The sequence below is a fragment of the Candidatus Zixiibacteriota bacterium genome (assembly GCA_022865345.1).
In the GTDB taxonomy this organism is placed as follows: domain Bacteria; phylum Zixibacteria; class MSB-5A5; order MSB-5A5; family RBG-16-43-9; genus RBG-16-43-9.
The window spans coordinates 1-15204 of sequence record JALHSU010000253.1; the positions used below are offsets into that span (position 1 = coordinate 1).

14 protein-coding genes and 1 tRNA gene are annotated in these 15204 nt (G+C 45.6%); all 15 read left to right on the top strand.

The window, feature by feature from the left end:
* On the top strand, positions 1-120 hold a 120-nt coding region (locus tag MUP17_11985; GenBank protein ID MCJ7459692.1), incomplete at its 5' end, for an elongation factor Tu.
* 211 nt (positions 121-331) lie between these two features.
* Positions 332-484, top strand: a complete 153-nt coding sequence (gene rpmG / locus MUP17_11990; protein MCJ7459693.1) for a 50S ribosomal protein L33 — start codon at positions 332-334, stop codon at positions 482-484.
* 34 nt (positions 485-518) lie between these two features.
* Positions 519-592 (top strand) — tRNA-Trp (locus MUP17_11995).
* Between the two features lie 38 nt (positions 593-630).
* Positions 631-816 carry a preprotein translocase subunit SecE gene (secE, locus tag MUP17_12000; protein MCJ7459694.1) on the top strand — a complete coding sequence of 62 codons (186 nt, stop codon included), beginning with the start codon at positions 631-633 and terminating at the stop codon, positions 814-816.
* Positions 817-818: 2 nt separating this feature from the next.
* A complete protein-coding gene (gene nusG, locus MUP17_12005) occupies positions 819-1358 on the top strand; it encodes a transcription termination/antitermination protein NusG (GenBank protein ID MCJ7459695.1) in 540 nt (179 codons plus the stop codon).
* 28 nt (positions 1359-1386) lie between these two features.
* On the top strand, positions 1387-1812 hold the full coding sequence (rplK, locus tag MUP17_12010; GenBank protein MCJ7459696.1) for a 50S ribosomal protein L11: 426 nt from the start codon (positions 1387-1389) through the stop codon (positions 1810-1812).
* 24 nt (positions 1813-1836) lie between these two features.
* Positions 1837-2538, top strand: coding sequence for a 50S ribosomal protein L1 (rplA, locus tag MUP17_12015; protein ID MCJ7459697.1), 702 nt, complete (start codon positions 1837-1839; stop codon positions 2536-2538).
* 19 nt (positions 2539-2557) lie between these two features.
* Positions 2558-3091: a 50S ribosomal protein L10 gene (gene rplJ, locus MUP17_12020; GenBank protein ID MCJ7459698.1), complete on the top strand. Its 534-nt coding sequence runs from the start codon at positions 2558-2560 to the stop codon at positions 3089-3091.
* 95 nt (positions 3092-3186) lie between these two features.
* Positions 3187-3573: a 50S ribosomal protein L7/L12 gene (rplL, locus tag MUP17_12025; protein ID MCJ7459699.1), complete on the top strand. Its 387-nt coding sequence runs from the start codon at positions 3187-3189 to the stop codon at positions 3571-3573.
* 76 nt (positions 3574-3649) lie between these two features.
* Positions 3650-7420: a DNA-directed RNA polymerase subunit beta gene (gene rpoB / locus MUP17_12030; GenBank protein MCJ7459700.1), complete on the top strand. Its 3771-nt coding sequence runs from the start codon at positions 3650-3652 to the stop codon at positions 7418-7420.
* 111 nt (positions 7421-7531) lie between these two features.
* Positions 7532-11704 carry a DNA-directed RNA polymerase subunit beta' gene (locus MUP17_12035; protein ID MCJ7459701.1) on the top strand — a complete coding sequence of 1391 codons (4173 nt, stop codon included), beginning with the start codon at positions 7532-7534 and terminating at the stop codon, positions 11702-11704.
* 109 nt (positions 11705-11813) lie between these two features.
* Positions 11814-12194, top strand: a complete 381-nt coding sequence (gene rpsL, locus MUP17_12040) for a 30S ribosomal protein S12 (protein ID MCJ7459702.1) — start codon at positions 11814-11816, stop codon at positions 12192-12194.
* Between the two features lie 11 nt (positions 12195-12205).
* A complete protein-coding gene (gene rpsG, locus MUP17_12045) occupies positions 12206-12676 on the top strand; it encodes a 30S ribosomal protein S7 (GenBank protein ID MCJ7459703.1) in 471 nt (156 codons plus the stop codon).
* 290 nt (positions 12677-12966) lie between these two features.
* A complete protein-coding gene (gene fusA, locus MUP17_12050) occupies positions 12967-15048 on the top strand; it encodes an elongation factor G (protein MCJ7459704.1) in 2082 nt (693 codons plus the stop codon).
* 35 nt (positions 15049-15083) lie between these two features.
* On the top strand, positions 15084-15204 hold a 121-nt coding region (locus MUP17_12055; GenBank protein MCJ7459705.1), incomplete at its 3' end, for a GTP-binding protein.

Here is a 15204-nt window from a genome sequence, read left to right on the forward strand (position 1 = left end):
AACGTCAACATGTCAGGGGAGTTAATTGCGCCCATAGCCATGGAGAAGGAGTTAAGGTTTGCCATAAGGGAGGGGGGGAGGACAGTAGGTGCGGGAGTAGTTACGGAGATAATCGAATAGAAAAAGGTTCAATGGTTCAATAGTTCAAAGGTTCAAGGGCAAAAAAGAAGGTAGGTCGGGCTGTCCCGCCAAAGGCGGTACTGCCCGACAAAAAACTCAAGGTTTCAAAGGAGATGTAGCATCCGGCCTTATCCGGACGAAAAAAGGCTCAAAAGCTCAAATACTTAAAAGCTCAAAGAGCAAGAAAAAATAATTAAATAAGAAGAAGATCGTGCCAAGAGAGATAATTACTTTAGCTTGTGGTGAGTGTAAACAACGAAATTACACTGATACCAAGAACAAAAAAACACATTCAGACAGGGTGGAATACAAAAAATTCTGTCCATTCTGCCGTAAACATACTTTGCATAAAGAGGTCAGGTAACTTCGGACTTGTAAGATAGAGATTTTCATTCAACAGGTCTGTAGCTCTAATGGTTAGAGCGCCGGTCTCCAAAACCGGATGATGGGGGTTCGAGTCCCTCCAGACCTGCAAGAGGAGTAGGTTTTTATTTTTTATTTAAAAAAGATATGTTTGAAAAAATAAAAAATTTTATAAAAGAGGTCAGACAGGAGCTGAGCAAGGTCACCTGGACGTCGAGAGAGGAGTTGATTGGCTCAACCCTAATCGTCATCCTGCTATCTTTGGTTTTAGCTTTGTTTATCGGCGGAGTGGACAAAATCCTGTCAGTCTTCATCAGCTTCATCTTCAGGTAGGTATGAGTAAATCTGAGAAAAAATGGTACGTTGCTCACACCTATTCAGGTCATGAGCAAAAGGCTAAAAAATATCTGGAAAATGAAGTCATTAACCGAGGCTTGCAGGATCAAGTGGGACGGGTTTTAGTTCCCACCGAGACAGTTCTGGAGATGAAGCAGGGCAAGAGAACCAGCAGGGTGAGGAAATTCTTGCCCAGTTACATCTTAGTTGAGATGGAGCTTACCAAGGAAACCCAGCACCTGGTTACTTCTACGCCTGGAGTCACCAGTTTTGTCGGCACTGGAGGGAAACCGGTCCCGCTCAAAGAGTCTGAGGTCAAAAGGGTGCTGGGCCAAGTAGATAGAGGGAAAACCAGGGACTACGAGGAAGTACCCTTTAAAGCTGGTGATCCGGTAAAAGTCATAGATGGTCCCTTCAACGATTTCTCCGGTTTTGTAAGCGAAATCAATATGGAAAGGAAAAAACTTAAAGTGATGGTAAGCATCTTCGGCCGACCCACTCCAGTGGAACTTGATTTTCTGCAGGTTCAGCCCGTATAAACAAACATCAAAGACTCAAGGAGAAAAATTGGCAAAGAAAGTTATTGCAACAGTTAAGCTTCAGATCCCGGCGGGAAACGCTAATCCGGCACCTCCAGTGGGACCAGCCTTAGGTCCGCATGGGGTCAATACTATGGAGTTTTGCAAAGCTTTTAATTCTAAGACCCAGAGCCAATCCGGATTGATCATTCCGGTCATTATAACAATTTATGCAGATAAGACTTTCACTTTCATCACCAAAACTCCGCCAGCTTCGGTTCTGCTGAAAAAAGCAGCCAAGATTGAGAAGGGATCAGGTGAGCCTAACCGGGTTAAAGTGGGGAAGGTAACCAAAGCCCAGGTCAAGGAGATCGCAGAACTGAAGATGCAGGATTTAAATGCCGGAAATTTGGAAAGGGCTATGTCGATGGTGGAAGGGACCGCAAGAAATATGGGGATTGAGGTTATTGAATAAGTTTTCTTTCTTAAGGCAGGTGAAATGAAAAGAGGTAAAAAGTACAGAAAAGCTAAAGAGAGTCTGGATAGCACCAAGAAATGCGATTTAAAGGAAGGAATAAAGCTGGTGAAGGGTAGTGCCTTTGCTAAGTTTGACGAAAGCGTGGAACTATCAGTCAGGCTGGGTGTTGATCCCAAGTATTCTGATCAAATAGTCCGGGGAAATGTGCTGCTCCCTCACGGGATTGGTAAGAAAGTCAAGATCCTGGTATTGACCAAAGGGGAGAAAGAAAAGGAGGCAAAAGAGGCCGGTGCAGATTTGGTAGGGGCTGAAGAATATATAGAGAAAATCAGCTCTGGCTGGACAGACGTGGACGCTATTGTAGCCACTCCGGATATGATGGGAACTATCGGCAAGTTAGGCAAGATCTTGGGTCCAAAGGGGCTTATGCCCAACCCCAAATCCGGAACAGTAACTTTTGAGGTGGCCAAGGCTGTTAAAGAGCTGAAAGCAGGAAAGGTGGAATTCAGGGTGGATAAAGCAGGCAACATCGGAGCAATCATCGGTAAAGTCTCTTTTCCTGAAGAGCAGCTTTATGAAAATGCCAGAGTACTTTTTGATGCTATCTTAAGAGCCAAGCCCGCTTCAGCCAAGGGGCAGTACCTGAAAACTGCCGCCATTTCCTCTACTATGGGAGTGGGCGTAAAACTGGATACGCAAACGATCATTGCTCTATTTAAATAAAAGCTTAAAGGACAAAAAGATGCCCAAAGAGGATAAAACTAAAGTAGTTGAGGAACTCAAGGATAAATTCAGCCGAAGCAAGAGTTTTTTTCTAACCGATTTCACCGGGTTAAACGTGGAAGAGATCACCGGTTTGAGAAAGGACTTCAGGGCCAAAAAAATTGAGTATCGGGTAGCTAAAAACACCTTGATCAAATTGGTGGCTAAGGATTTGTCCTTGGATCAGATGACTGAGCATCTGGAGGGCCCAACCGGCATAGCTTTCGGTTATGACGATCCCGTAGCTCCAGCCAAGGTATTGTATGAAGTCAACAAGAAATTGAGCAAACCCAGGATAAAGATCTTCTGGGTAGAAGGGAAGTTTTTCAAAGGGAATGAAATAGAAAAATTAGCCAAACTCCCCTCCAGAGAACTATTATTGGCACAGATAATAGCCAGTCTGGATTCCGGCATGAGAAACCTGATTGGCACCCTGGAAGCGATTCTTCGAGAGTTCGTGGGTACCGTAGACGCTTTAACTAAGGCAAAAAAAGATATTATAGATAATATATAGATAGAAAGGTAACTAAAATGAGTGAAGAGGAAAAGAGTTCAGCTAAAAAAACTTCAACTAAAAAAGAAGAAAAAGAAAAAATAGAGGAGGTTAAGGTGGAGAAAGGCAGTGTAGAGAAAATCGTGGATCTGGTCGAGAAAATGACCGTGCTGGAATTATCCGAGCTTTCAAAAGCCCTGCAGGAGAAGTTCGGCGTAACTCCAGCCGTGGCCGTGGCTCAAGCCGGTCCAGCAGCAGGAGCAGCTCCAGCCGGTGCTGCAGTTGAAGAGAAAACCGAGTTCGCAGTGATCCTAGTCTCTGCCGGGGAAAAGAAGATCCAGGTAATCAAGGTTGTCAGGGAATTAACCGCTCTGGGATTAAAAGAAGCTAAGGATTTAGTGGATGGAGCTCCCAAACCGATCAGGGAAGGGATTCCCAAAGAGGAAGCCGAATCGATCAGGACCAAGCTGGTGGAAGCAGGGGCGACCGTAGAAATTAAGTAAAGAACGGTCATAACGGGGTTCTGCGGGAAAGTCCCGCGGCCTTTAACCTTTTGCCGTAGCAAGGAGCGTGATCCCATTGGCAAAGGTAAGAGAAATCGAAAGGAAGTCTTACTCAAAGCTCAGAGAAATTCTGGAGGTACCTAATCTTTTAGAGGTACAGAAGGAATCATTTCGGGAATTCCTTCAGGCTGAGACCGAACCTGAAAAAAGAAAAAATGTAGGACTCCAGGCAGTATTCAACGAAACCTTTCCTATAACGGATGTCCGTGAGAATTATTCTCTGGAGTTCGTGAAATGTATCCTTGGCACTCCGAGATACAGCATAAAAGAATGCCAGGAAAGGAATATGACTTATGCCGCCCCTTTGAAAGCCACATTGCGTCTGGTTATCCGGGAACCAGAGGGGAAAGATAAAAGGGTTAAGGATATAATCGAACAGGATGTCTTTTTGGGTGAATTACCCGTCTTGACAGAAACCGGCACCTTTGTGATCAACGGGGCTGAAAGAGTGATAGTGAGCCAGCTTCACCGTTCTCCGGGGGTCTTTTTTGACGAGGAGACTAACCCGAACGGCAAAAGACTTTTTTCTGCCAGGATCATTCCGTACCGCGGTTCCTGGGTCGAGTTCAATATCGATGCCAACGATATAATGTACGTTTACATCGATACCCGCAGGAGGCTTCCGGTGACCACACTGTTGCGGGCACTGGGGTATTCCACTGACCTTGAGATCATCAAGCTTTTCTATGAGGTAGAAACGGTTGAAATCCCCGGGGTTCGCAAGGACAAGATGGTAGGCAAATTCTCTGCAGAAAACGTGGTGGAAAAAGAGAAGGGGGTAACGCTTCTGCGAGGCGGAGAGATTATAACTGAAGAGCATCTGGAGAAAATAAGAGAATATAAGATCCCCCGGATTAAAATCCTGGAGACTGACTTAACCAAAGATACCGGGGTGATTTTAAATACCCTGCATAAAGACCAGACTCTCTCTCAGGAAGAAGCCCTTTTTAAGATTTACTCCGTTTTGCGGCCTGGTGGAGAACCCCCCAGCGTGGAAATGGCTCAGCAACTTTTAGATAGGCTTTTCTTTAATTCCAAAAGATATGATCTGGGTGAAGTCGGAAGATACAAGCTGGATCAAAGACTTTCCCTGGATATTCCTCTGGAACAAACTACTCTGGACAAAAAGGATTTTATAGCGATTATCAAATACCTCATAAAGTTAAGTAACGGAGAGGGTGAAGTAGACGATATCGACCATCTGGGTAATAGAAGAGCTCGCTCGGTTGGAGAACTTCTCTCTAACCAGTTTTTAATCGGCCTGACCCGGATGGCTCGCACGATTAGGGAGAGGATGAGTCTGAAGGATATTGAATCTATTACCCCGCATGATCTGGTTAATGCCCGGACCGTATCCTCGGTGGTCGAAAGTTTCTTCGGCTCCAGTCAGCTCTCCCAGTTTATGGACCAGACCAACCCACTGGCTGAGCTAACCCATAAAAGAAGGCTTTCCGCCCTGGGTCCCGGAGGTCTGACCAGGGAAAGGGCAGGATTTGAGGTGCGAGACGTGCATCATACCCATTATGGAAGGATGTGTCCGATAGAGACTCCGGAAGGTCCCAACATAGGGCTAATCGCCTCCCTTTCAGCTTATGCTCGGATAAACAAATACGGTTTTCTGGATACTCCTTATCGAAAAGTCAAGAATGGAAAAGTAACTGAAGAGATCGAGTATCTTACTGCTGATCAGGAAGATAAATATTTCATAGCCCAGGCAAATGAGCCTCTTAAGAAAGATGGCCGGTTTGTCAATCTTTTAGTTAAAGCTCGCTCCCGTGCGGATTATCCCGTTATCCAGCCGGAAAAAATTGACTATATGGATGTCTCGCCTAAACAGCTGGTGAGCGTGGCGGCAGCTTTGATACCTTTCTTAGAGCACGATGATGCTAACCGGGCACTGATGGGGTCTAACATGCAAAGACAAGCAGTTCCCCTGCTCATCCCCGAAGCCCCTATCGTAGGAACTGGCATGGAGAAGAAAGCGGCTCTGGATTCAGGTGCAACTATTATCGCCAGAAGGAGTGGAGTGGTGGAGAATGTCTCCTCAGATCTGATAGTTATCCGTCCAACTGATAAACACAAAGATGGAGATGAATTTCTGGAAATGGATGAGTATCAACTGCTTAAATTCAAAAGGTCTAACCAGGATACCTGCATCAACCAGAGACCCCTGGTTAAACCTGGGGATAAAGTGGAAGCCGGTGACTGCATTGCCGACGGATTTTCCACTGATAAAGGAGAGCTGGCTTTAGGAGCTAATGTTCTTGTCGCCTTTATGCCCTGGAGAGGATATAATTTCGAAGATGCCATAATTGTCAGCGAAAGGCTGGTCTCTCATGACACCTTTACTTCTATCCATATAGAGGAATTTGAACTTCAGGCAAGAGATACCAAGAGGGGAGCAGAAGAATTGACCCGGGAACTCCCCAATGTCTCAGAGGAAGCTGTGATGAATCTTGACGAAAGGGGGATTGTCAGGGTCGGAGCTGAGATAGAGGCTGGAGATATACTGGTCGGTAAGGTAACCCCTAAAGGCGAGACCGAGCTTTCTCCTGAAGAAAGATTGCTAAGAGCCATTTTCGGAGAAAAAGCCGGAGATGTGAGAGATGCTTCATTAAAAGCACCTCCCGGGATGAAGGGAATAGTCATAGATTCTAAAGTCTTCTCCCGAAAGGAGAGGTCCGATGAATCCAAGAAACAGGAGAAAAACGAAGTCTCCAGACTCAAAAGAGCACATCAGAAACAGATGGATAGCCTCAAAGTGACCCGCGATCAGAAACTCAGGGAACTTTTGAATGGAGAGACTGCCAGGACAATTCGTAAAATCTCCGATGGTTCGATTTTATTCCGTGCAGGCTTTAAGTTCAAAGAAGATTCTTTCGATAAAATTGATTTTGATGATCTTTCAGCCGAAGAGGGATTTATCCAGGATCAAAAGGTCAACAAGCGTATTGAACAGCTATTGTCTAAGTACAATCAACTGCTTCAGGAGAAAAGAACTCAACTGGAGATTGAGCTGGAAAAAATCTCCAGGGGTGCTGAGTTACCGCCTGGGGTCGTTCAGTTAGTCAAGGTGAATGTAGCTAGTAAAAGAAAAATGTCGGTTGGAGATAAGATCGCGGGAAGACACGGGAATAAAGGGGTTGTCGCCAGGGTAGTTCCAATGGAAAATATGCCTTACCTTCCAGATGGAACTCCGGTGGATCTGATATTGAATCCTTTGGGAGTTCCCTCCAGGATGAACGTCGGGCAGATCCTTGAAACCCATCTGGGATGGGCGGTAAAGAAAATGGGCCTTTATGTATCCAGCCCGGTTTTCGACGGAGCAACCCTGGAAGAGGTTAAGGAGGCTTTAAAACAAGCCGGGCTTCCTGAATCGGGCAAATCTCTCCTGTACGATGGGATGAGCGGTGAACCTTTTGATAAGCCGATCACCGTGGGATATATTTACATGATGAAGCTTTCTCATCTGGTAGACGATAAAATCCATGCTCGTTCTATCGGACCATATTCCCTGGTCACCCAGCAGCCTTTAGGTGGTAAGGCGCAGTTCGGCGGACAGAGATTTGGAGAGATGGAAGTCTGGGCTTTGGAAGCTTATGGAGCTGCTTATACCCTGCAGGAGATGCTTACGGTTAAATCAGATGACGTGTCAGGAAGATCCAGGATCTATGAAGCCATAGTCAAGGGTGAGAATCAGCCGGAGCCGGGGATTCCCGAATCGTTCAACGTGTTAGTCAAAGAGTTGCAGAGCTTATGCCTGGACGTAGATTTAATGGAAGGGTAGGATCATTTTCGAAGAGCATATTGAACAGTATCGAGAAGTGTATATTTAAGCTTTTAGCCTGAAACTGTCCTAAGTTTCCCCTACGGGGAAAGGAGGTTTTACATGGCAGAGATGCAGAATAAGAATTTTAAAAAACCCTCTGATTTTTATGCTATAAAAATACAGTTAGCTTCTCCGGAAACTATCAGGTCCTGGTCGTATGGAGAAGTGACTAAACCAGAAACCATAAATTACCGGTCTTTTAAACCGGAAAGAGACGGTCTTTTCTGCGAGAGAATTTTTGGTCCGGTCAAAGACTGGGAGTGCAACTGCGGCAAGTATAAGAGGGTAAGATTTAAAGGAATAACCTGTGATAGATGCGGAGTTGAGGTTACCCAATCCAGAGTTAGAAGAGAAAGGATGGGGAATATTGAATTAGCCGTCCCGGTAACTCATATCTGGTTTTTCAAGTCGATACCCACCCGCATAGGATACCTGCTGGACCTATCCATTCGAGAATTAGAAAGAATTTTATATTACGAGTCATATATCGTAATCGATCCGGGTAATACCCATCTGAAATATAAAGATATCATAACTGAAGATGAATATCAAGAATTAGAAGGAGCGGGAAAGGAATTTGTTGCCCAGATGGGAGCTCCAGCCATACTGGAGCTTTTAAGGCAAATCGACATCGAGGAACTTTCTATCCAATTAAGGACCCAGGTCAGGATAGAGACTTCAGCCCAGAGGAAAAAAGATATCTTAAAGAGGCTTAAAGTAATAGAATCGTTCAGACAGTCAAGCAATAAACCGGAATGGATGATATTGAGAGTAATTCCTGTAATTCCACCGGATCTAAGGCCTCTGGTTCCGTTGGAGGGTGGAAGATTTGCAACCTCGGATTTGAATGACCTTTATCGCCGGGTAATTAATCGTAATAATCGCCTGAAGAAACTAATAGAGATAAAAGCTCCTGAGGTCATCCTCAAAAACGAAAAAAGGATGTTACAGGAGGCTGTAGATGCCTTACTGGACAATGGTAGAAGAACACAATCAGTCAGCGGTGATACCAGGAGACCTCTGAAATCTCTATCCGACCTGCTTAAAGGCAAACAGGGCAGATTCAGACAGAACCTCTTAGGTAAAAGGGTGGACTATTCAGGCCGGTCAGTAATCGTGGTCGGGCCTGAGCTTAAACTTCATGAATGCGGAATACCTAAAACTATGGCTCTGGAGCTTTTCAAACCTTTTATAATTAAGAAATTAGAGGAAAAAGGGTTCGTCTCAACGGTCAAGTCGGCTAAGAAATTTGTGGAAAAAGAAAAGCCAGAGGTCTGGGATATCTTAGAAGAGATAATCCAGGACCATCCGGTACTTTTGAATCGAGCTCCTACGCTTCACCGTCTTGGAGTTCAAGCCTTCTATCCTTTGTTAGTTGAAGGTAAGGCAATTAGAATACATCCTCTGGTATGCTCAGCCTTCAATGCTGATTTCGATGGAGATCAGATGGCAGTCCATGTGCCTCTCTCCTTTGAAGCACAATTAGAGGCCAGGGTGCTGATGCTTTCAGTCAATAACCTGTTGCTTCCTTCCAATGGCCGCCCGGTTGTGACTCCCTCTCAGGATATCGTGCTGGGCTGTTATTACCTGACCAAGGTAAAACCCAAAGATAAGGGAGAAGGAAAGACCTTCTCCTCAGTGGAAGAGATTCTTTTCGCTTTAGAGAATAAATTAGTCGGGCTGAATGCACTGATCAAAATCAAGCTGAATGTAGTCAAATCACAGGAAAAGGCTAAGGAAGCGATTTTCGTTTTAGGAAACAAAGTCATTGAAGCTAAGGATAGGATTGAGATAGGTGAAAATGATAAAAGGAATGGAAAGAAATCAGGTTTAGAGACAACCCCGGGCAGGATTATCTTCAACCTGATTATTCCGGATGAACTGGGTTTCTTTAATGACCTGGCTACCAAGGGTAAATTAGAAGAGCTGATTGCCAGAGCATATCGTGAATTAGGTAATTACCAGACAGCGGTTCTTTTGGATAAGATGAAGAATATCGGTTTTGAATATGCAACCTTAGCCGGAATCACTGTGGGGATCGATGATCTGATGATTCCGGAAAAAGAGAAGGAAGAACTGATAGAAAGAACCAGTAAAGAGATAGATAAAATCCAGAGACAGTATGAGAACGGAGTGATAACTAACGGAGAAAGATATAACAAAGTAGTGGATGCCTGGACTCATACCACCAATGAGGTAGCTGAGGCGATGTTCGAAGGGTTGAAGAAAGCTGAGAATGGGTTTAATCCCGTTTACATGATGGCAGATTCCGGAGCCAGAGGCAGCAAAGATCAGATAAGACAGCTGGCCGGAATGAGAGGGTTGATGGCTAAACCTCAGAAAAAGATCACCGGTCAGATCGGGGAGATCATAGAGTCTCCGATCACCTCTAACTTCAAGGAGGGATTAAGCGTTTTGGAGTACTTCATCTCCACTCATGGAGCCCGAAAAGGGTTGGCCGATACTGCCTTGAAAACTGCGGATGCAGGCTATCTCACCCGCAGGCTGGTCGATGTAGCTCAGGATGTGATCATCAACGAGGTCGATTGCGGAACGATTTTAGGTTTGAACGTCGGAGCTCTAAAAGAAGGTGAAGAAGTCATCGAGTCTCTGAAGGACCGGATTTTAGGAAGGGTAGCCTTAGAAGATGTCATGGATCCGATCACCAGTGAGAACTTGGCTGTGGCTGGCGAAGAGATCAACGAAGAAGCTGCTGCCCGGATTGAGGAGAGTGGCATTGAGACGGCGAAGATAAGGTCCGTTCTGACCTGTGAGTCCAAAAGAGGAGTTTGTGCTAAATGCTATGGCAGGAATCTGGCCACCAACAGGATGGTAGACTTGGGCGAGGCGGTTGGGGTGATGGCAGCCCAGAGCATCGGAGAGCCGGGCACCCAGTTAACCTTAAGGACTTTCCATATCGGAGGTACAGCAGCTCGAATTACTGAGCAGTCAAAAGCTACTGCTAAAGCCGAGGGGAAAGTAGTTTTTAAGAAAGTTAAAACAGTTGCCAGAAAAGATAGTGAAAAAACAGCGTGGATAGTTTTGAACAGGGATGGCGAGATTAGCCTGGTGGATGAACAGGAAAGGGTCCGGGCTAAATATAATGTTCCCTACGCAGCCATTTTAAGGGTAAACGAGAAGGCACGCGTTCAAAAAGGAGAGGTCCTGTTCGAATGGGATCCTTATAGCAATACCATACTTTCGGATTACAGCGGTAAGGTGGAGTTCGTTGACCTGAAAGATGATGTTACCTTCAGGGAAGAGCTGGATGAAACCACCGGACTGCGCCAGCGAGTCGTTATCGAACATAAAGATAAAACTCTCAGGCCTCATATAACCATACTGGACGAGAAGGGAAAAAAGGTGGGGAATTACTCTATTCCTACCAGGGCATATCTCCTGGTGCACGATGGTGATAAAATTCAGGCTGGTGATTCCCTGGTAAAAATCCCCAGGGATATCTCCAAGACCAGAGACATAACCGGTGGGCTTCCACGAGTGGCTGAGCTTTTCGAAGCCAGAAAGCCAAAGGATTTAGCTATTGTCAGCGAGGTAGATGGGATGGTGGAGTTCGGCAAGATAGTCCGGGGAGCCAATCAGGTTTATGTGCAGGGAGATCAGGGAGAGAAAAGAGAATACCTGATTCCCCACGGCAAACATTTAAGAGTCCATTCAGGGGACCTGGTGAAAGCTGGAGACAAGCTGTGCGAAGGTCCAATAGATCCGCATGATATTCTAAAGATTAAAGGTGCGAATGCGGTTCAGGAATATCTGGTCAACGAGATTCAAGAGGTCTATCGACTGCAGGGAGTGAAAATCAACGACAAGCATATCGAGGTTATCGTTAGCCAGATGCTGCAGAAGGTAAGGGTGGATAACGTGGGGGATACCAATTTCCTCGAAAGCGAACAGGTGGACAAGATAAGATTCAGGGAGGAGAATGAAAAAGTGATCGCGGAAGGCGGCGAGCCAGCTACTTTCCAGCCTCTGCTTCTGGGTATAACCAAAGCCTCTTTGACCACGGACAGTTTTATCTCCGCCGCCTCTTTCCAGGAGACTACCAGGGTATTGACCGAAGCAGCCATTTCCGGGAAAACTGATTACCTCTTAGGCCTGAAGGAGAATGTCATAATCGGTCGTCTTATTCCTGCAGGAACCGGTCTGGAATACTACAGGAATATTCAGCTTAAAGAAGAAGAAAAAGTTGAGGCTGAAACAAGTATCGTCAAAGAAAATGCTTGACAAATTTTGAATTGGATTTATATTAAATTTTTATTTTTGCTGGATAAGTGTAACGAAGCACAAACCGTAAGAGTATAGTTCAGGCAGATTAGCCTTAAAGGAGAGGAAATTGCCGACCATAAACCAGCTCATAAGAATAGGCAGAAAGGAAGTCAAAGGAAAAGAGAAAGCACCGGCTTTGCTGGGCTCTCCTCAAAGAAGAGGGGTATGTACCCGCGTATATACCAGCACTCCCAAAAAGCCGAATTCGGCTTTGAGAAAGGTAGCCCGGGTCAGGCTGACCAATGGCATAGAGGTTACCGCCTACATACCGGGGGAAGGGCATAACCTGCAGGAACACTCGATAGTCTTGATAAGAGGCGGGAGAGTGAAAGACCTTCCAGGTGTCAGATACCATATCATCCGCGGCACCCTGGATACCAGCGGGGTTGGAGATAGGAAGCAGAGCAGGTCCAAATACGGAACTAAAAAACCAAAAAAGGCTGCTTGAAAAGTTAAAAAATGGCTAGAAAAAAAAGAGCGACGAAAAGAGAGCTGTTGCCGGATCTCAAATCCGGAAGTCTGCTGGTTACCCAGTTTATGAATAACCTGATGCACCGGGGTAAAAAAAGTACCACCCAGCGGATATTTTTCGATGCGATGGAGATCATAGCCAAGAAGGCTAATCAGCCAGGCTTAGAGGTGTTCCAGAAAGCGGTAGAGAACGTAAAACCTGTTCTGGAGGTAAAACCCAGAAGGGTGGGTGGAGCTACCTATCAGGTACCGGTCGAGGTCAGGTCAGAAAGAAGGACCGCCCTGGCAATAAAATGGATTATATCGTATGCCAGGTCCAGGTCTGAAAAAACTATGGCCGATAAGCTGGCAGCTGAGCTGATTGCCGCTTCAAAGAATGAAGGAAGCTCCATAAAAAAGAAAGAGGATACCCACAAAATGGCAGAAGCCAACCGGGCTTTTGCACATTTCAGATGGTAAAGTGCAAAATCGAGGAATTGTTAGTATAAAAGTAAACCAAAATTCAAAAAATAAGGAGCAATTAGCGTAGATTGAGATTAGGGTTTTACAAGATTTAATAAATCGAGTAAAAATCTCTAAACGAGGGAACGATAAAAACCTTTCTGACCAGCGGTTGGTCAAGAAAGGAAAAGATAAAATAGAGTTGGAAACATTAAAATACGGATCGGGTCTAAAGCCTCCACTTGCTTAGTGGGATTCCGTGTTATTAAGTTTTCCACTGCGGGAGAGTAGAAGTAGAGGTTTTTTTTATGCCAAGGGAATACCCCTTACAAAAAATTAGAAATATAGGTATAATGGCTCACATTGATGCCGGCAAAACCACCACTACCGAGAGGATTCTATATTATACTGGTAAGACTTACAGGATGGGGGAGGTGGATGAAGGGGCTGCGGTTATGGATTGGATGGAGCAGGAAAAGGAAAGAGGCATCACCATCACCTCTGCAGCCACGACTTGCTACTGGAGAGAGCATCAGATAAACATTATCGATACTCCGGGCCACGTCGATTTCACGGCTGAGGTGGAGAGGTCATTGAGAGTGCTGGATGGTGCAATTGCCATTTTCTGCGGGGTGGGAGGTGTGGAGCCGCAATCCGAGACCGTGTGGAGGCAGGCGGATAAATATAACGTTCCCCGTATCGCTTATGTCAACAAAATGGACCGGGTGGGAGCAGATTTCGAAAATACTCTACGGATGATGAGGGAGAGGTTAGGAACTAAAGCAGTTGCCATACAGATACCGGTGGGTCAGGGCGAGATGTTCGCAGGCATAATCGATCTGGTCGAGATGAATTACCGGATTTATCATGAGGAGACTTTTGGAGCAACTTTCGAAGATCTGCCGATCCCCAAATCATTCATGGAAACAGCCAGGAAGAAAAGAGAAGAGCTTTTAGAGGCATTGTCAGATTATGATGACAAGCTGATGGAGAATTTTTTGAATGAAAGGCCGATCGAGCCGGAGGAGATAAAAAAAGCTTTGAGAAAGGGAAGTCTGGATGCTAAGGTGGTCCCGGTATTATGCGGCGCTTCCTTCAAAAATAAAGGTGTCCAGAAACTATTGGATGCAGTAGTCGATTATCTGCCTTCTCCAATAGACCTGCCTGCGGTCAAAGGGGTCAACCCGGAAAGCGGAGAGACCGAAGAGCGGAAAGTGTCAGACGATGAGCCTTTTTCCGCACTGGCTTTCAAAATAGTAAGCGACCCGTTTATTGGTAAGTTGACTTATTTCAGAGTTTATTCCGGCTTTACTAAAGTGGGGACCGTGGTGTTGAATGGCAACAACGGAGAAAAAGAGAGATTAAGCCGGGTCTTAAGAATGCACGCCAATCAAAGAAAAGAAATAGAAGAGGTTTATGCCGGGGATATCGTCGCAGTTGTGGGATTGAAGAGCGTTTCGACGGGTAACACGTTCTGTGACAGGGATCATCCCATAGTCCTGGAGAAGATGGTTTTTCCTGAACCGGTGATCGCAGTGGCGATAGAACCCAAGACCAAGACTGACCAGGATAAGCTGACTGGTTCTTTATCGAAATTGTCTGACGAGGATCCAACTTTTAAAGTGAGTTTTAACGAGGAGACCGGTCAGACGATTATCTCCGGTATGGGCGAGCTTCATCTGGAGATTCTGGTCGAGCGTATGCTACGGGAGTTCGGGGTGAAGGCTAATGTGGGGAAACCTCAAGTGGCTTACAGGGAGACCATCTCTATTCCGGTCGAGGCGGAAGGAAAATTTATTCGCCAGACCGGGGGAAGAGGTCAGTATGGCCATGTCAAGTTGAGATTGGAACCGTTGACTTCCGGAGAAAAATATGTTTTTGAGAAAAAGATCTCCAGCGGGGTTATTCCCAGGGAATATTTCTCTGCCATAGAGAAGGGGATAAAAGAAGCTATGAGTAACGGGGTTCTGGCTGGTTACCCTATGGTCAATATCAAAGCTATCCTTTATGACGGCAGTTATCATGAGGTCGATTCATCCGAGATAGCTTTTAAAATTGCAGCCTCTATGGCATTTCAAGAGGGTGCTAAAAAAGCTCTACCTAAACTGCTGGAGCCGGTAATGGACGTGGAGGTGGTTGTTCCTGAAGAGTATATGGGTGATGTCATCGGAGATTTAAATGCCCGGAGAGGCAGTATTCTTGGTATTCATCCCCGTGCAGATGCTCAGGTGATCTCTGTTCTGGTGCCACTTTCCGAGATGTTCGGTTATGCAACCAGGTTAAGGTCTCTGACCCAGGGCCGGGCGGTTTTCACCATGGAATTCACTAGATATCAGGAAGTGCCTGAAAACCTGTCAGAGAAAATCTTAACCAAGGTAAGAGGATATTAAGATAATGAATAATAATAATCTGGAGGTAAGATAAGATGGCCAAGGCGAAGTTTGTGAGGACCAAGCCGCACGTGAACGTCGGGACGATCGGGCACGTGGATCATGGCAAGACCACCTTGACAGCGGCGATAACCATGGTATTATCACGCCGGGGAT